A 16574-nucleotide genomic window follows, 5' to 3' on the forward strand; every position below is an offset into this window, starting at 1 on the left:
GTGCTTACAGCGTACCGAGCAGCTTGCGCGCCGCCTGGGTGTGGTCGGCGATCAGGCGCTTGAGGTCGAGGCCTTCGACTTCACCGTCCACCACGCGCCAGGTGCCGCCGATCATGATCCGGTCGGCCTTGTCGGCGCCGCACAGCAGCAGCGCGGACAATGGGTCATGGCTGCCGGAGAAGCGCAGTTCGTCGAGCCTGAACAGCGCCAGGTCGGCCTGCTTGCCGACCGCCAGCTCGCCGATGTCGCTGCGGCCGATGAGCTTGGCCGAGCCCTTGGTCGCCCAGCCCAGCGCGCGCTCCGGGGTGATCTGCTCGGCGCCATAGCGCAGGCGCTGGATGTACAGGGCCTGGCGGGCTTCGAGAATCATGTTGGAGGCATCGTTGGAGGCTGAGCCGTCCACGCCGATGCCCACCGGCGCGCCGGCGGCTTCCAGCGCCACGGTGGGGCAGATGCCCGAGGCCAGGCGCATGTTCGAGCTGGGGCAATGGCAGACGCCGGTGCCGGCTTCGCCCAGGCGGCGGATTTCCTCGTCGTTGAAGTGGATGCCGTGAGCCAGCCAGGTGCGCGGGCCGAGCCAGCCGACGCTGTCCAGGTAGTCCACGGTGCGCTGGCCGAAGCGCTGCAGGCAGAAGTCTTCCTCGTCGAGGGTTTCGGCGAGGTGGGTGTGCAGGCGCACGTCCTCGCGCTCGGCCAGCTCGGCGCTGGCGCGCATGATTTCCGGGGTCACTGAGAACGGCGAGCAGGGCGCCAGGGCGATCTGCACCTGGGCGCCTTCGCCGCGTTGGTGATACTCGCGGATCAGGCGCTGGCTGTCGTCGAGGATCGCCTCGGCGCTCTGCACGGTCTGTTGCGGCGGCAGGCCGCCATCGGCTTCGCCCAGGCTCATCGAGCCGCGGGTGAGCATGGCGCGCATGCCCAGTTCCTGGACCACGCCGGCCTGCACGTCGATGGCCTGCTCCAGGCCGTCGGGGAACAGGTAGTGGTGGTCGGCGGCGGTGGTGCAGCCCGACAGCAGCAGCTCGGCCAGGGCGACCTTGGTGGCTACGCCCAGTTGCTCGGGAGTCAGGCGCGCCCACACCGGATAGAGGGTCTTCAGCCAGGGGAACAGCGGCTGGTTCACCACCGGCGCCCAGGCGCGGGTGAGGGTCTGGTAGAAGTGGTGGTGGGTGTTGATCAGGCCGGGCGTCAGCACGTGCTGGCTGGCGTCGAAGGTCTGCTGCACGGGAGCGGCGGGATGTTGGCCAGCGGCGACCAGTTCGACGATGCGGCCGTCCTGGACGACGATGCCGCCGCGGGCGTCCTGATCGTTAGCGGTGAAGATGGCCAGCGGGTTGCGCAGCCAGAGACGCGGGGAGGACATGGATGAATTCTCCAAACGGACGGAGCCGTTCGTTCGAGTCGGCTCCATGGGTTCATGGGAAGCCAGCTCAGTGTTCACCCTGTCTGCTGATCCAGGTTCGCTGACTCGGAAGTCAGGCGTGGGCGCATGGTAGCGCCCACGGTGCTGCTCGTCACCAGTCGATCGTCGCTCCCTGGTAATCCAGGTAGAACTGCCCACCACGGCCGGCGTGGTCTTCGACCTGATCGACGAGGCCTTTGACGCTGGTCTGCACGTCCAGCGGCGCGGACTCACCGCCCATGTCGGTGCGCACCCAGCCCGGATGCAGGTTGAGTACCGTGATACCGGTATCCCCCAGCTCGACGACGAAGCTGCGGGTCAGCGAATTCAGCGCGGCCTTGCTCGCGCGATACAGCGCCATGCCGCCGGAGACGTTGCCAGCCACGCTGCCCAGCTCGGAGGTCATGAAAGCCAGCACGCCGCTGTCGGCGTTCAGCCGCGGCAGCAGGCGCTCGGCCAGGCGCAGCGGGGCGATGGCGTTGACCATGAACAACTGGCCGATATCGGCAAGGCTGGCGTCGATGGCCGACTGGTGCGCCGGGCCGTAGATGCCGGCGTTGATGAAGACGAGGTCGAAGCGCGAGCCGGCCAGGGCTTCGGCGAGGCGGTCCTGGGAGTGGACGTCGTCCAGCAGCAGGGCTTCCACCCGTACCGGCAGGTTGGCCAGCTCGCCGGGATGGGCAGCATCGCGCACGGTGGCGGTGACGTCCCAGCCGCGGTCCAGCAGCTCGCGCACCAGGCCCAGGCCGAGGCCGCGCGAGGCGCCGATGATCAGGGCGGATTTCGGGGTGGTCATGGCGAGGCTCCAGCAGGTGACGGGAAGGGTCAAGGATAACCCAGCCGCAGCGCCTGCCGGCGCAAACGACAAGGCCCGGCAGATGCCGGGCCTTGTGGATAAAAAGCCCCGGAGAGTGTGCGCCGGGGCCCGGGCAAGAAGCCCAGTCAGTCGGTGGTGATCCTCGAGTGCTTCTGGGTGTCCTTCATGGTCACGTAGACCAGCAGCGAGCAGGCGATGCACGCGGTGACGTACCAGTAGAAGCCGCTCTCCATGCCGATGCTCTTGAACCACAGCGCCACGTATTCCGCGGTGCCGCCGAAGATCGAGACGGTCAGCGCGTAGGGCAGGCCCACGCCCAGGGCGCGGATCTCGGTGGGGAACAGCTCGGCCTTCACCACGGCGTTGATCGAGGTGTAGCCGCTGACGATGACCAGCGCGGCCATGATCAGGAAGAACGCGCCCCACCAGGTGTCGATGGTGTGCAGGGTGCTGAGGATCGGGTAGGTGAAGACGGTGCCCAGTACGCCGAAGGCGATCAGGATCGGGCGGCGGCCAATCTTGTCCGACAGCGCGCCGACGATGGGCTGCAGCAGCATGAACAGGAACAGGGTGGCCGCCGAGATCATGGTCGAGTCGGTCTTGCTCATGCCCACGGTGTTCACCAGGTACTTCTGCATGTACGTGGTGTAGGTGTAGAAGGCCAGGGTGCCGCCCATGGTCAGGCCGACCACGGTGAGCACTTCCTTGGGATGGCGCAGCAGGGCGCGCATCAGGCTTTCCTTGGGCTCTTGCTTCTTGGTGCTGAAGGACTCGGTCTCTTCCATGCCGCGACGCAGGAACATGGCCACGACCGCGCACAGCGCACCAATGAAGAACGGCACACGCCAGCCCCAGCTTTCCAGCTGTTCGACGGTCAGGGTCTGCTGCAGCACGATCAGCACCGCCAGGGCGATGAGCTGGCCGGAGATCAGGGTCACGTACTGGAAGCTGGAGAAGAAGCCGCGCTGCTCCTTGTTGGCCATCTCGCTCAGGTAGGTCGCGGACGTGCCGTATTCGCCGCCGACCGACAGGCCCTGCAGCAGGCGCGCGAGCACCAGCAGGATCGGCGCGCCGACGCCGATGGTTTCATAGCTGGGAGTCAGGGCGATGATCAGCGAGCCGAAGCACATCAGCAGCACCGAGGCCAGCAGGGCGGCCTTGCGGCCCTTGCGGTCGGCATAGATGCCCATCAGCCAGCCGCCGATCGGGCGCATCAGGAAGCCCACGGCGAAGATCGCGGCAGTGTTCAGCAACTGGGCGGTCATGTCGCCCTGGGGGAAGAATGCCTTGGCGAAGTACAGCGAAAAGGCGGCGTAGACGTACCAGTCGTACCACTCGACCAGGTTGCCGACCGAGCCACTGAAGATCGACTTGATGCGCTGGGAAGTCGTGCGGGGTGCGGCAGAAGCGGAGACGGCGCTTGCGCTATCCATGGGTATTCCTCTTGTCGTTGTTGTCGTCAGGCGTGCGGACTGCTCGAAACGTCACGCCGGCGCGCCGCGAGGGCGGCGCAGTGTCGAGGGCGATAGCAGGCAGCGTGCCAATGCACGGAAGCCGCGTGGCAGAAGGGTTTCAGCGTTTAGGGGAGGTGTGCCGGCAGGCGAAGGAATGCCGATGGAGGAGGGTGGTGAGCGGAAATCCGCCGATTGCTGGGCTGCCTGTAGGAGCGAGCTTGCTCGCGAACAATCTCCGCTGCGGGGCAGGGTTCGCGGGCAAGCTCGCGCCGACAAAAGGGCCACGGTGCGGGATTCAGCCAATCGCGGACGGAGTCCGCTCCTACGCGAGGGTGGGCTTTGGGTAGGAGCGGACTCCGTCCGCGAATGACATCCGCCGGCACAGACTACCTCTGGCGGAACAAATCCCCCGGCGTAAACCCGAACAACCCCTTGAACGACGCGATATACGCCGAGGTGGAGTCGTACCCGCAATCCAGCGCCGCCGCCGTCACACTGTCTCCGGCTTCGAGCGAGCCGAGGGAAGCGAGCAGGCGCTGGCGCTGGCGCCACAGGCGGAAGGTCATCCCGGTCTCGCGCTGGAACAGTCGCGACAGGGTCTTCTCCGAGGTGCCGATGCGCTGGGCCCAGTCGCCCAGGGTGTGGCTGTCGGTCGGGTGGTCGATCAGCGTCTGGCACAACTGCAGCAGGCGGCCCTCCTGCGGCATCGGCAGGGAGAAGGCGACTTCCGGCAGGTCGCGCAGCTGGTCCAGCAGCACTTCCACCATGCGTGATTCGGCGCTGTCGCCCTGTGGGTAATCCACCGGCAGCTCGCAGAAGCTCTTGATCAGCTCACGCGCCAGCGGCGTCACCTCCAGCACCCGGCAGCGATCCGGCGCCCACCGGCAGGCGTCATCGCGAATGTACAGGCTGCGCATTTCCGCCTGGGTCGAGGTCACCACTTCATGGTCGAGGAAGGCCGGAATCCAGATTGCCCGCTGCGGTGGTGCGAAGAAGCTGCCTTCGGCCGTGTGTACACCCAGCACCCCGGTGATGGCGTAGGACAACTGCACCCAGGCGTGATGGTGCTTGCTGGTCCAGGAGCCCGCGCGCAAACGCTCGGCACGCGCATAGACCGGCCGCGGCAGGCGGTCGAGTACCGGGATCAGGCGTTGCAGTTCGGGGGCTTGTCCTTTCATCGGCATAACTTTGGAAAGTATCGCTGGAGCATCGGAGTCTGGCAGGCCGCCTCCTTCGCCTCAAGCTGGTTGAAGGACGTTACCGGCCCGAACGACGGCGTTCGGGCCCTGAAGGATGCATCCGACAGCGCGACCGCCCAGCGGGCCGAGTCACTCTGACAGGTGTGGTGAAGGGGCTTGTCTGGCATTATCCGCGCCCGGAAAAACGCGTGGTGTGTTCCGACAGCTGTTGTGTAGATTTCCCACAAGAGAGTTGTATACACAATTTGTGTTGATTCATTTCAACCCATGTTTGTCATGTATCCAATCTTCTGGTCGGAGATCGCCATTCCAGTGCTTGATGCTGGGGCTGATGCCCTCGAAACAGGCGAAGTTGTCCTGTGAGTCAGGAAATGGCTCGGCCCGCGCACCTGCGTCTTACCTGCCAAAGGAGCGGATCCCAAGGGGTTCGTCATAAAAGTGGAACATCTGGTCAGGATTGGCGCCAATCTTGCTTTTCCTCGCCAGGCCTGACCGACCGGACAGGTTCCACCGACAATTAAAAACGCAACACGACTGCACTGATTAGGAGCAACGCATGACTCGCACTCTCGCATCCCTGCTGCTCGCCGGCGGGCTGCTCGCGGCCGGGCAGGCCATGGCTGGCGGTGAAGACCTGACCCCGGCCCCGGCCGTCAACGATGGCCCGCTGATCTGGCACAACGAAAGCCTGACCTACCTGTGGGGCAAGAACTTCAAGGTAGACCCGCCGATCCAGCAGACCTTCACCTTCGAGAGTGCGAGCGCCTGGACCTGGGGCGACATCTGGTTCTTCGTCGACCAGATCAACTACAACGGCAAGGAAAGCGCCACCAACGGCAAGAACACCTACTACGGCGAGTTCAGCCCGCGCCTGTCGTTCGGCAAGATCACCGGCACCGACCTGTCCTTCGGCCCGGTCAAGGACGTGTTGCTGGCAACCACCTACGAGTTTGGCGAAGGCGACGTCGAGTCCTACCTGGTCGGCCCGGGCTTCGACCTGGCGCTGCCGGGCTTCGATTACTTCCAGCTGAACTTCTACTACCGCAAGCCCGACGGCAACCGCGTGCCGTCCGGCGCCTGGCAGATCACCCCGGCCTGGGCCATCACCATCCCGGTGGGCAATTCCGACATCCTGTTCGACGGCTTCATGGACTGGGTCGTGAACAACAAGGATGCCAGCTCCAGCCACCGCAACCAGTCGGACTACCACGCCAACCTGCACTTCAACCCGCAGGTCAAGTACGACCTGGGCAAGTCCCTGGGTTACGAGGCGAAGCACCTGTACGTGGGTATCGAATACGACTACTGGTCCGACAAGTACGGCATCAAGGATTCGCAGTACTTCACCACCGACCAGAACACCGTCAGCGCGCTGGTCAAGTACCACTTCTGATGTTCACCACCGACCCCGCCACCTGGCGGGGTCGGTCGTTTCAGGCTTCGTACGGCAATTTCGTGAGCTGATGACAATGTCGGCAAATCTTTCGGAAATTGCCGACAGTCTATCCGGCTCCCTGCCCATTGGCCGAACCCTTGGCCGCCTCTAGCTTTGCATCTCTTTTGCTTCACCTAGGAGATGTGAGCCATGAAGAAACTGTTGATCGCGGCCATCGCCGCGAGCCTGGGCACCCCGGTGCTGGCGGCGCCCCTCGGGCACCACAGCATTCCGTCGACCGAAGTTCACGATGAGACCCACGCGGGGGGCTTCTATCAGGATGTCATCACCCGTTCCCAGCCGGCACCCGTGAAAGAGGAGCCGAAAAAGGAAGAGAAGGCCGTGGTCGCCACCAACGACTGCGCTCCGCTGTGGGGCGGTGGCACCAAGGACCAGAAGGATCAGGCACAGGCCGCGAATGCCGCCGACAAGGACGACAAGGATCGGGCCGGCGCCATCGTTCCGCTCCCGCCGACCTGCTCCGGCATGGGCCTGGCCACTCCGCTGTACGGCCAGCTGACCGTCGGTGAGGCTGTCGGCATCGGCGCCGCCGTCGTGGCTGCCGGCGTTGCCATCGGCAACCACGGCGGCGGCGGTGGCCACCACAGCTCCGGCACCACCGGCACCACCAAGTGATGCCTTGCCCCCGTCCCACTTCCGGGGGCTGTTGTGAGGGGGGCGGGAGCCGGATCGCCTGGCGAACCCGGTTCCTGCCCTTTTTCACGCATCGTGCTTGAATCCCGCTACCCGCCTGGGTTATCCATGCAGCGCCACCGCTCAATGCACGGACATCCCGCATGACCCTTCAGGTACCCGCCCATACGGCGCCCAACGGCGAAAAGCCCGCCGGTCGCATTCGCCAGAAGAACGAGGAAGCCATCCTCGCCGCCGCCGAGGAGGAGTTCGCCCGCCACGGCTTCAAGGGCACCAGCATGAACACCATCGCCCAGCGCGTCGGCCTGCCCAAGGCCAACCTGCATTACTACTTCAGCAACAAGCTGGGGCTGTACGTGGCGGTGCTGAGCAACATCCTCGAACTGTGGGACAGCACCTTCAACCACCTGACCGTGGACGATGACCCGGCCGTTGCGCTGGCCACCTACATCCGCGCCAAGATGGAATTCTCCCGCCGTTACCCGCAGGCCTCGCGGGTCTTCGCCATGGAAATCATCAGCGGGGGCGAATGCCTGTCCGAACATTTCAGCCAGGACTACCGCAGCTGGTTCGCCGGCCGCGCCGCGGTGTTCCAGGCCTGGATCGACGCCGGCAAGATGGACGCGGTGGACCCGGTGAACCTGATCTTCCTGATCTGGAGCAGCACCCAGCACTACGCCGATTTCGCCACCCAGATCGGCTTCGTCACTGGCCGCAAGCGCCTGTCCAAGCAGGACTTCAGCGAGGCCAGCGACAACCTCATCCGCATCATCCTCAAGGGTTGCGGGCTGACGCCGCCGCCGACTCCGGCATGAGTTTCACCCTCGCCGGCCCCGCGGTTTACCAGGAAGACATCCGCAAGAGCCGTTTCTACTGTGTCGCCGCGCCCATCGCCAGCGAGACCGAGGCCCAGGCCTTTCTCGCTGCACACCGCGACCCCAGCGCAGGGCACAACTGCTGGGCCTGGAAGCTGGGCAGCCAGTACCGCTTCAGCGACGACGGCGAGCCCGGCGGCACTGCCGGCCGTCCCATGCTGGTCGCCATCGAGGGGCAGGACATGGACCGCGTGGTGGTCGTGGTCAGCCGCTGGTTCGGTGGCATCAAGCTTGGCACCGGTGGCCTGGCCCGCGCCTATGGCGGCTGCGCAGCGAAATGCCTGCAGGACGCCGAACGCATCGAACTGGTGCCCAGCAGCCGGCTGGCGTTCGATTGCAGCTTCGCCGAACACGCGCTGTTCAAGGCACGGGTGCTGACGCTCGGCGCCAGCGTCGAAGACGAATCCTTTGGCGCGGAAGGCGTGCGCATGACGCTGAACCTGCCAACCACCCAGGTCGAGCCGCTGCAGAAGCTGCTGGGCGACCTCAGCCGGGGTCGCGTGCAGGCGCAACGGCTGGACGCCTGATTCTTCCCCCCAAACCTCGTGGAACCGCCTGTGGATAACCTGTGGCCGGACTTCTCCTGCCCAGGTGCTCCGCAGGCTTCAGCGCGTCGCTCATTTTCTGATCAATTGGCCGTGAGTCTGTTGAGCAAAATATGAACAAGCTGTGGAAAAGGTGTGGGTGAAATTTCCTCAAAATATCCTCAGGCTCCACTTCTGACCCTTCGGTGAGTTATTCATCGGATTGATGCAGGCCTTGCAGCGCCTGGGCTCGGACTTTTCAGTGAATGCGCGGGCAATGACCGAAGGACTGGGGGCAAGTCTCTGGACAATCTGTGGGCAACTTGTGGGCAAGGTGTCTCGCCGGCGAGACACCTCGTGCGCTGATCGGCCGTCACCGCCCACCAGCCATGGCGAAAAGGCAGCCGCTTCGCTTGGGAAGCCTGTGGGTAACTCTGGGGACAAGGCACCGGCGAAACGCCGGTGCCAGAGCTGATCAAAGGCGGAACTGCGCCATCTGCCGCGCCAGGTCATCGGCCAGGTTGCGCAACTCGCGGCACTGCTCGCGGCCGTGCTGCACTTCGCGGGTGGTGGCGTGGGCGAGGTCGGCAATGCCCTGCACATTGCGGTTGATCTCCTCGGTGACCGCCGATTGTTCCTCGGTGGCCGTGGCGACCTGGTGGTTGATATCGCTGATGCGCTCCACCTGGTCGGCAATGGCGCCCAGCGAGGCGCCGGCCTGCTCGCTGGCAGCCAGGCTTTGCCCGGTGGTCTGCTGGCTGGAATGCATTGAGCGCACGGCTGCTTCGGCGCCGTCTTTGAGGCGCTGGATGATCGCGAGGATTTCGTCGGTGGAGCCCTGGGTGCGACTGGCCAGCGTCCGCACCTCGTCCGCCACCACGGCGAAGCCCCGGCCCAGTTCACCGGCGCGCGCCGCCTCGATGGCGGCGTTGAGGGCAAGCAGGTTGGTCTGCTCGGAGACGCCGCGGATCACCGCCAGCACCTGGTCGATGCTTGCCACCTGCCCGGCCAGCTCACTCACGGCGCCGGCCGCTTCGCCGATCTCCCCGGACATGCGCTGGCCGACCTGCAGCGAGCCGCCCACCACGCGCCGTGCTTCGCCGGCCTCTTCGCGGGCCTGCTGCGAGGCGCTGGCCGCCTGTTCGGCGTTACGCGCGATTTCCTGAACCGTGCTGCCCATCTCGTTCACCGCCGTGGCGACCATGTCGGTCATTTCCTGCTGGCGGCCGGCGCGGTCGGCGGTGTTGTCCACCACCTGCGCCACTTCGCCGACGGTGCGCAGCAGTTGCTGGCTGGTGCCGAGCACGGCGCCGATCAGTGCGCGCTGGCCCTCGAGGAAGCGGTTGAAGCCGCGCGCCAGGTCGCCCAGTTCGTCGGCGCGGCTGTCGTCCAGGCGGCGTGTGAGGTCGCCGCCACCGCCGCCGATCTCCAGCAGCGCGCCGGTGACCTGGCGGATCGGCCGGGCCAGGTTGCGCGCCATCAGCACCACCAGCGCCAGGCAGAGCAGGGCGACCAGGGACCCGGCAAGGCCGGAGAAGGCCAGCGCCTCGCGGGCGTCGGCGTAGATTTCCGCTTCCGGCACCTCGCTCACCAGGGTCCAGCCCAGGTCATGCAGCGGCAGGCTGGCGGCCAGGTAATCCTCGCCGTCGCGCTGGAAGCGGGCGCTGTGGAAGCCCTGCTGGCCGAGCAGCGCGCTCGCGGCGCCGGCGCCGATCAGGTCGCCAAGATTGCGCCCCTTGGGCAGCGAGGCGTCGGGATGGATCTGTACCTGGCCGTCGTTCTTCACCAGGTACACGCGGCCGGATTGGCCGAAGCGGAAGTCGCGGATCAGCGTCGACAGTTCGCGCATCTCCAGGCCCAGGCCGGCGATGCCCAGCAGCTTGCCGCCCTGCTCCACGCGCTGGTCGATGAACAACGCCAGTTCGCCAGTGCTGCCGTCGATGTCGATGTTCCACATGCGTGGCTTGCCGCTGTCGATGAACTGGAAATACCAGCCGTCCTTCGGATCGCTGCGGCTGAGCGTGCGCTCCTTGCCCTTGTCGCTGTAATAGGCGCCGCTGGCGTTGGAGGTGATCAAGGCGGAAAAGGCCTTCTGCGAGGCGCGGATGCCACCCAGGTAGCGGGTGAATTCGGCCAGTTTCTCCGGGCTTTCACCGGCGGCCAGCCAATCCTGCACCAGCGTGTTGTCGGCGATGCCGGCTGCTGCGGTGATGGGGCCGGTCAGGCGTTTCTCGAAGTCATTGGCGATCGCCTGGATGCTTGCCGGCAGCGCCTGCTCGAGCAGGTAGCGTTCGCTCAGGCGGTTGACCAGCACGGCGTACAGGCCCAGGACGATGAGCAGGCTGATGAGCAGGGCAGCGCCCATGCTGAGGATGAGTTGGGTCTGGATACTTCGCAGGCGCATTTTCTTGTTTTCCTCCGAACGCACAACGAAACGCCCGACAGAGGCGGGCGAAGAGACGGGGTCGTTGAGTGTATCGGCGGCGGCAGGAAAAACTGTTGTCCCACTGGTCAGGTTTTTAAATTTCCGGTGTGTCGCTGCACGAGCCTTCACTGCACAGCTCGGCCCACTCCACCCCTTCGCGCGTCTGCCGGGCGGGGGCGTCCTGGTGGTAACGGGCGATGACCTGGGCGGCCACCGAGATGGCCACTTCCAGGGGGCGTTTGCCGGGCACTTCGGACAGGCCGATGGGGCAATGCATCTGCGCGATCACCTCCTGTGGGTAACCGTGCTGCTCCAGCCTCATCTGGAAGCGCCGGGCCTTGGTGCGCGAGCCGATCATGCCGAGGAAGCCGGCGTCGCCGCGCTTGAGTACCGCCTCGGCGATGGCGTAGTCCAGCGGGTGGTTGTGGGTCATGACCAGGAAGTAGCTACCCGGCGGCGCCTCGTGCACGGCATCTTCCGGCTCCTCCAGCAAACGCATGCGTACACCGTCGGGAACGGACTGCGGAAACTGGGCCGCACGACTGTCCACCCATTCCAGGCGCAGTGGCAGCCCCGCCAGCAGCGGCGCGAGCGCACGGCCCACATGGCCGGCGCCGAACAGCACCACCTGCGGGCCGCGTGCGGCGAAGCATTCGAACAGCAGGCTGGCGCGTCCGCCACAGCATTGACCCAGACGCGCGCCCAAGGGAAAGTGCTCCAGCGCCTGTTGGTCCTTGCCCGCCAACAGCAACTGGCGCGCATGCTCGATGGCGGCGAATTCCAGATGGCCACCGCCGATGGTGTCGAAGGCTTCCCCCGCGGTGACCAGCATCTTGCTGCCCGATTCGCGGGGCGTGGAGCCCTGCACGCCGATGACGGTGACCAGCACGTAGGGTTCGGCGCTGTCGCGCAGGCGGGCGATGGCGCCCATCCAGTTGCGGGTCATGCTCGGTCCTCCTGGCGCATTGCCTCACAGGCCCAGAGTACCCGCTCCGGCGTCGCCGGCGTATCCAGGTCGGGGCTCAGCCGGTAATCCGCGAGGCTGGCGATGGCGTCGCGCAGCGCCGACCACACCGAGATCGCCAGCATGAAGGGCGGCTCGCCCACGGCCTTGGACAGGTACACGCTGTCCTCCTCGTTGGGGCGCTCGAACAGCGCCACGCGGAAGTCTTCCGGTGCGTCGCTCACTGCCGGAATCTTGTAGGTCGCCGGTCCCACCGTGAGCAGCTTGCCCGTGTCGTCCCAGCGCAACTCCTCGGTGGTCAGCCAACCCATGCCCTGGACGAAGCCGCCTTCGATCTGGCCGATGTCGATGGCCGGGTTCACGCTGCGGCCGACGTCGTGGAGGATGTCCACCCGCCGCACACGGTATTCGCCGGTCAGCGTGTCCACTTCCACCTCCGACACGGCCGCGCCATACGCGAAGTAGAAGAACGGGTGGCCCTGGCCCTTTTCACGGTCGTAGAAGATTTTCGGCGTGCGGTAGAAACCGGTGGCGGAGAGCTGGATACGCGCGAAATAGGCGGCCTGGATAACCTCGGCGAAGCCCAGGTGCTGTGCCCCGACCGTCACGCCGCCGTGCTCGAAGCGTATCTCCTGCGGCTTCACGCCATCGCGTTCGGCGAGGAAGTCGACCAGGCGCTTCTTCAGCGTGCGCGCCGCATCGCGGGCGGCCATGCCGTTCAGGTCGGTGCCGCTGGAGGCGGCGGTGGGCGAGGTGTTGGGCACCTTGTCGGTGCGCGTGGCGGTGATCACCACACGCTCCAGCGGCACCTGGAACTCCTCGGCGACAATCTGCGCGACCTTGGTATTCAGGCCTTGGCCCATTTCGGTGCCGCCGTGGTTCAGCTGGATGCTGCCGTCGGTGTAGAGGTGGACCAGCGCACCGGCCTGGTTGAGGTGCTGCGCGGTGAAGGAGATGCCGAACTTCACCGGCGTCAGCGCCAGGCCCTGCTTCAGCACCGGGCTTTGCGCGTTGAATTCATGGATCGCTGAACGACGCGTGGCGTAGTCGCTGCTTTGCTCCAGCCGCGCAATCAGTTCTCCCAGCAGGTTGTGCTCGACCTTCTGGTGGTAGGGCGTCAGTTCCCTGCCCATTCCTCCGTAGAGGTTGAGCTTGCGCACCTCCAGCGGGTCCTTGCCCACGGCGCGGGCGATGTCGTCCATGGCGCGCTCGATGATCATCATGCCCTGCGGCCCGCCGAAGCCGCGGAAGGCCGTGTGCGAGACGATGTTGGTGAAGCTGCGGTAGCCGGAGATGGCCACGTCGGGGATGAAGTAGGCGTTGTCGGCGTGGAACATCGCGCGGTCGACGATGGCGTCGGAAAGGTCCGGCGAATGGCCGCAGTCACCCACCAGTTCGAGCTGTGCGGCGAGCAGCCGGCCCTCGTCGTCGAAGCCGACGCGGTAGCGGTTGTGGAAGGGGTGGCGTTTGCCGGTCAGGCGCATGTCCTCGGCACGCGGCAGGCGCAGCTTCACGGCACGGCCGGTCTTGTGCGCCAGCAGCGCGGCGAGGCAGGCGAAGGGTGCGGCCTGGGTCTCCTTGCCACCGAAGCCACCGCCCATGCGCCGCACTTCCACGGTGACCTTGGCCAGCGGGATTGCCAGCACCTCGGCGACCAGTTTCTGCACTTCGCTGGGGTGCTGGCTGGAAGTGTGCACCAGCATGCCGCCGTCATCGCTGGGCAGCGCCATCGAGGCCTGGCCTTCGAGGTAGAAATGCTCCTGGCCGCCGATGAACTGGCGGGCCTCCAGCACGTGCGGTGCACTGGCCAGCGCGGCCTCGGCATCGCCCCGGCGCATGTGGTGCGGCGGGCGCACGAAGCGTTCCTGGGCCTTGGCTCTGAGTGGATCGATCAGCGGGTCTTCCGTCGCGTACCCGACCTTGGCCAGGCGCAACGCCCGCCGCGCCTGGATCAGGCTTTGCGCGGCGACGGCGAACAACGCCTGCCCGTGGTACTTCACCCGCTCGCCGGCCAGTAGCGGGTCGCCGGGAAAGACCGGGCCGATATCGGTGTGGCCGGGCACATCGTCCAGGGTCAGCACGGCCACCACGCCGGGCGCGCTGCGCACGGCGTCGAGGTCGAGGGAGAGCACGGCGCCGCAGGCAACCTCGGTGACGCCGACGGCGGCGTGCAGCAGTTCGCGCGGTTCCTTCAGGTCGTCCACATAGCGTGCTGCGCCGCTCACGTGCAGCGCGGCGCTATCGTGCTCGCGGGGCTTGCCCGCGCTGTGGATGGCGACCGCGACGCCGTTGCTGGCCAGCGGTGGCAGGCTACGCATGGCGCACCTCCGCAGGGCTTTGGGTCCATTCCAGTAGTGCGCGCTGCAACAGGTTCTGCGCCACCTTCAGGCGATAGGCGGCGCTGGCGCGCAGGTCGTCGATGGGCTGGAAATCCTGCGGGATCGCCGCTTGTGCGGCAGCCACGGCGGCGGCGTCGAAGGGCCTGCCGCGCAGCGCCGCTTCGGTGTTTGCTGCGCGCCGCGGCGTGGCGGCCATGCCTCCGCAGGCCAGGCGCGCGTCGGTGACTATGCCGGCCTCGTCGAGGTCCAGGCGCAGGGCCAGGCAAACGGCGGAAATATCGTCGTCGCGGCGCTTGGATACCTTGTCGACGCGGAACCGTTGGTGGCTGCGAAGACGTGGAACCAGCACGCCTTCGATGTACTCGCCGGGTTGCAGCACAGTCTGGCGGTAGCCGGTGAAGAAGCCATCGATGGGAGCCTCGCGTACGTTTCCCGCCTTGCGCAGGCGCAGCTGGGCGTCCAGAGCCATCAGCACCGGCGGCATGTCGCCGATGGGCGAGGCGTTGGCGAGGTTGCCGCCCAGGGTGCCGCGCTGGCGGATCTGCAACGAGCCGAGGCGTTCCAGCAGGGCGGCCACGCCGGGGAATTCCTGCAGCGCTTCGAGGCAGTCGGTATAGCTCCTCGCTGCGCCGATCAGCAGGTGTTCGGCATGGACTTCCAGGCGCTGCAACTCGCTCACGCGGTCGAGGTGGATCAGCGCCGGAAAGGCCTTGAGATTCTGCGTGGCTTCCAGCGCCAGGTCGGTGCCGCCGGCGATCAATCGTGCCTGCGGACGACTTTCTAGCAGTTCGTCCAGTTCAGCCAGCGAACCGGGTAGCCAGGCCTGCGCCTCGCCATCGCGCAGCGAGCCGGCTGTGGATATCTCCTGCAGACGGGCCACGGTCAGGGCAGTGTTCTGCTCGAAGTGGTCGTGGCAGGGCTGTCCGGCGATCTGCGTGGCGGCGTCGAGGATCGGTCGGTAGCCGGTGCAGCGGCACAGGTTGCCGGAGAGCGCAGTGAGCGCCGTCTCGCGGTCATGCGGCGGCGGCGAGTGGCGCCAGGCGAACAGCGACATGACGATGCCCGGCGTGCAGAAGCCGCACTGCGAGGCGTGGCAGTCCACCATCGCCCGCTGTACCGGGTGCAGGGCACCGGGCTCGCCGAGGTGCTCCACGGTCAGCACCTGGCGCCCGTGGACCGCGCCCAGCAGCGTGATGCAGGCGTTCACCGCCCGATAGCGCAGCGCCTCGCCCACCGGCTCGGCGAGCACCACGGTGCAGGCGCCGCAGTCGCCCGAGGCGCAGCCCTCCTTGGTGCCGGTGCGCGCGCGGTGGATGCGCAGAAAGTCGAGGAGACTGGTCTCGGGCGCGAAGCCGTCGGCCTGGACCGTTTCGTCGCCGAGCAGGAACTGGATCATCGGGAGTCCTCGTCGTCATGCGTGCGGTCGCGCCGCCCCGCGAAGGCTGTCCGTAGACGGCGAGAGCCGCGTGGCAATGGGCTCTCTGGCACAAGCATAGGCGGGCGGGCAGCCTTGACCACTGAGGCAGGAAAATCGACGGAGCCGACAATCCTTTCAGCGCCGTACGTCGCAACTGGCGTTGTCCTGGCGGCCATTTCGGGCGAAGGTGGAAGTCCTGCGCCTTCCAGTGGGTTGGGGAAAAGGTCGACAAGCCCCGGGGCAGAGGCCTCGAAGGCGTTTTCCATGCGCAGGATGGCGCGCTCCGCTTGATAGGAAACTTCTTCCTTTTATAGATATCTCGATAGAGATACTCAATATTCGTGATGCCCTAAATCAATGGGCCTTTTCTGTCATCAGGCGATAATCTTGCCCCTGTCGAATTTCAACCGATCGACCACTCGATTAAACGACAAACTCTCATTGAGGAATTGCCTAATGTCCCTGATCAACACCCCCGTTCAACCGTTCAAGGTCAACGCTTTCCATAACGGCAAGTTCATCGAAGTCACCGAAGAATCCCTCAAGGGCAAGTGGTCCGTTCTGATCTTCATGCCGGCAGCCTTCACCTTCAACTGCCCGACCGAGATCGAAGACGCCGCCAACAACTACGCCGAGTTCCAGAAGGCCGGTACCGAGGTCTACATCGTGACCACCGATACCCACTTCTCCCACAAGGTGTGGCACGAAACTTCCCCGGCCGTTGGCAAAGCCCAGTTCCCGCTGATCGGCGACCCGACCCACCAGCTGACCAACGCCTTCGGCGTGCACATTCCGGAAGAAGGCCTGGCCCTGCGCGGCACCTTCGTGATCAACCCGGAAGGCATCATCAAGACCGTCGAAATCCACTCCAACGAGATCGCTCGTGACGTCGGCGAGACCCTGCGCAAGCTCAAAGCTGCCCAGTACACCGCCGCTCACCCGGGCGAAGTCTGCCCGGCCAAGTGGAAAGAAGGCGAGAAGACCCTGGCTCCGTCCCTGGACCTGGTCGGCAAGATCTAAGAGCGACCGGGAAGCGGTTGCGCGGCGGCTCCCGCCGCGCCACCTCCGG

The 16574-nt window shown here is 66.0% G+C and carries 13 protein-coding genes; 5 read left to right on the plus strand and 8 right to left on the minus strand.

The genetic code is table 11. From position 1 onward, the window contains the following. Positions 1 to 4: 4 nt before the first annotated feature. The 4 genes from MJ122_RS14680 to MJ122_RS14695 all read right to left on the minus strand — a co-directional run bounded on the left by MJ122_RS14680 (position 5) and on the right by MJ122_RS14695 (position 4857). Positions 5 to 1363 carry an 8-oxoguanine deaminase gene (locus MJ122_RS14680; RefSeq protein WP_239744652.1) on the minus strand — a complete coding sequence of 453 codons (1359 nt, stop codon included), beginning with the start codon at positions 1361 to 1363 and terminating at the stop codon, positions 5 to 7. 151 nt (positions 1364 to 1514) lie between these two features. Next, a complete protein-coding gene (locus MJ122_RS14685; RefSeq protein WP_239744653.1) occupies positions 1515 to 2198 on the minus strand; it encodes an SDR family oxidoreductase in 684 nt (227 codons plus the stop codon). Between the two features lie 146 nt (positions 2199 to 2344). Then, a complete protein-coding gene (locus MJ122_RS14690; protein WP_239744654.1) occupies positions 2345 to 3652 on the minus strand; it encodes an MFS transporter in 1308 nt (435 codons plus the stop codon). 407 nt (positions 3653 to 4059) lie between these two features. Next, positions 4060 to 4857: a helix-turn-helix transcriptional regulator gene (locus MJ122_RS14695; RefSeq protein ID WP_026078898.1), complete on the minus strand. Its 798-nt coding sequence runs from the start codon at positions 4855 to 4857 to the stop codon at positions 4060 to 4062. Positions 4858 to 5428: 571 nt separating this feature from the next. On the opposite strand from MJ122_RS14695, the gene MJ122_RS14700 reads away from it, so the two are divergent. From MJ122_RS14700 to MJ122_RS14715, 4 genes are all read left to right on the plus strand, one after another. Further along, positions 5429 to 6265: an outer membrane protein OmpK gene (locus MJ122_RS14700; RefSeq protein WP_017517835.1), complete on the plus strand. Its 837-nt coding sequence runs from the start codon at positions 5429 to 5431 to the stop codon at positions 6263 to 6265. Between the two features lie 192 nt (positions 6266 to 6457). Next, positions 6458 to 6943, plus strand: a complete 486-nt coding sequence (locus MJ122_RS14705; RefSeq protein WP_239744655.1) for a hypothetical protein — start codon at positions 6458 to 6460, stop codon at positions 6941 to 6943. Positions 6944 to 7104: 161 nt separating this feature from the next. Further along, on the plus strand, positions 7105 to 7776 hold the full coding sequence (locus MJ122_RS14710; protein ID WP_088420442.1) for a TetR/AcrR family transcriptional regulator: 672 nt from the start codon (positions 7105 to 7107) through the stop codon (positions 7774 to 7776). Next, the gene (locus MJ122_RS14715; RefSeq protein ID WP_088420440.1) at positions 7773 to 8363 is read left to right on the plus strand and encodes a YigZ family protein; all 591 of its coding nucleotides are present in this window, start codon (positions 7773 to 7775) and stop codon (positions 8361 to 8363) included. The genes MJ122_RS14710 and MJ122_RS14715 overlap by 4 nt, the downstream gene beginning before the upstream one ends. 472 nt (positions 8364 to 8835) lie before the next feature. Here the strand turns inward: MJ122_RS14715 and MJ122_RS14720 are convergent, their stop codons facing one another. The 4 genes from MJ122_RS14720 to xdhA form a co-directional block, all read right to left on the minus strand. Then, a complete protein-coding gene (locus tag MJ122_RS14720; protein ID WP_239744656.1) occupies positions 8836 to 10764 on the minus strand; it encodes a methyl-accepting chemotaxis protein in 1929 nt (642 codons plus the stop codon). A gap of 115 nt (positions 10765 to 10879) precedes the next feature. Next, positions 10880 to 11731, minus strand: a complete 852-nt coding sequence (gene xdhC, locus MJ122_RS14725; protein ID WP_239744657.1) for a xanthine dehydrogenase accessory protein XdhC — start codon at positions 11729 to 11731, stop codon at positions 10880 to 10882. Then, positions 11728 to 14067 (minus strand): xanthine dehydrogenase molybdopterin binding subunit, encoded by a 2340-nt coding sequence (xdhB, locus tag MJ122_RS14730; protein ID WP_239744658.1) that lies wholly within the window; start codon positions 14065 to 14067, stop codon positions 11728 to 11730. Before xdhB ends, xdhC begins: the two co-directional genes overlap by 4 nt. Continuing rightward, entirely contained in the window at positions 14060 to 15484 is a 1425-nt protein-coding gene (gene xdhA / locus MJ122_RS14735; RefSeq protein WP_239744659.1) for a xanthine dehydrogenase small subunit, read from the minus strand. Before xdhA ends, xdhB begins: the two co-directional genes overlap by 8 nt. Before the next feature lie 477 nt (positions 15485 to 15961). Between xdhA and ahpC the strand changes: the two genes are divergently transcribed. Beyond that, positions 15962 to 16525, plus strand: a complete 564-nt coding sequence (ahpC, locus tag MJ122_RS14740; protein ID WP_017517843.1) for an alkyl hydroperoxide reductase subunit C — start codon at positions 15962 to 15964, stop codon at positions 16523 to 16525. The last annotated feature ends 49 nt before the right edge of the window (positions 16526 to 16574 follow it).

The organism is Pseudomonas sp. DP-17, assembly GCF_022380625.1.
In the GTDB taxonomy this organism is placed as follows: domain Bacteria; phylum Pseudomonadota; class Gammaproteobacteria; order Pseudomonadales; family Pseudomonadaceae; genus Pseudomonas; species Pseudomonas nitroreducens_A.

Excerpts from the sequence above, each read along its gene's own strand:
- MJ122_RS14680 (WP_239744652.1), bottom strand. The coding sequence starts at position 1,363 with ATGTCCTCCCCGCGTCTCTGGCTGCGCAACCCGCTGGCCATCTTCACC.
- MJ122_RS14685 (WP_239744653.1), bottom strand. The coding sequence starts at position 2,198 with ATGACCACCCCGAAATCCGCCCTGATCATCGGCGCCTCGCGCGGCCTC.
- MJ122_RS14690 (WP_239744654.1), bottom strand. The coding sequence starts at position 3,652 with ATGGATAGCGCAAGCGCCGTCTCCGCTTCTGCCGCACCCCGCACGACT.
- MJ122_RS14695 (WP_026078898.1), bottom strand. The coding sequence starts at position 4,857 with ATGCCGATGAAAGGACAAGCCCCCGAACTGCAACGCCTGATCCCGGTA.
- MJ122_RS14700 (WP_017517835.1), top strand. The coding sequence starts at position 5,429 with ATGACTCGCACTCTCGCATCCCTGCTGCTCGCCGGCGGGCTGCTCGCG.
- MJ122_RS14705 (WP_239744655.1), top strand. The coding sequence starts at position 6,458 with ATGAAGAAACTGTTGATCGCGGCCATCGCCGCGAGCCTGGGCACCCCG.
- MJ122_RS14710 (WP_088420442.1), top strand. The coding sequence starts at position 7,105 with ATGACCCTTCAGGTACCCGCCCATACGGCGCCCAACGGCGAAAAGCCC.
- MJ122_RS14715 (WP_088420440.1), top strand. The coding sequence starts at position 7,773 with ATGAGTTTCACCCTCGCCGGCCCCGCGGTTTACCAGGAAGACATCCGC.
- MJ122_RS14720 (WP_239744656.1), bottom strand. The coding sequence starts at position 10,764 with ATGCGCCTGCGAAGTATCCAGACCCAACTCATCCTCAGCATGGGCGCT.
- xdhC (WP_239744657.1), bottom strand. The coding sequence starts at position 11,731 with ATGACCCGCAACTGGATGGGCGCCATCGCCCGCCTGCGCGACAGCGCC.
- xdhB (WP_239744658.1), bottom strand. The coding sequence starts at position 14,067 with ATGCGTAGCCTGCCACCGCTGGCCAGCAACGGCGTCGCGGTCGCCATC.
- xdhA (WP_239744659.1), bottom strand. The coding sequence starts at position 15,484 with ATGATCCAGTTCCTGCTCGGCGACGAAACGGTCCAGGCCGACGGCTTC.
- ahpC (WP_017517843.1), top strand. The coding sequence starts at position 15,962 with ATGTCCCTGATCAACACCCCCGTTCAACCGTTCAAGGTCAACGCTTTC.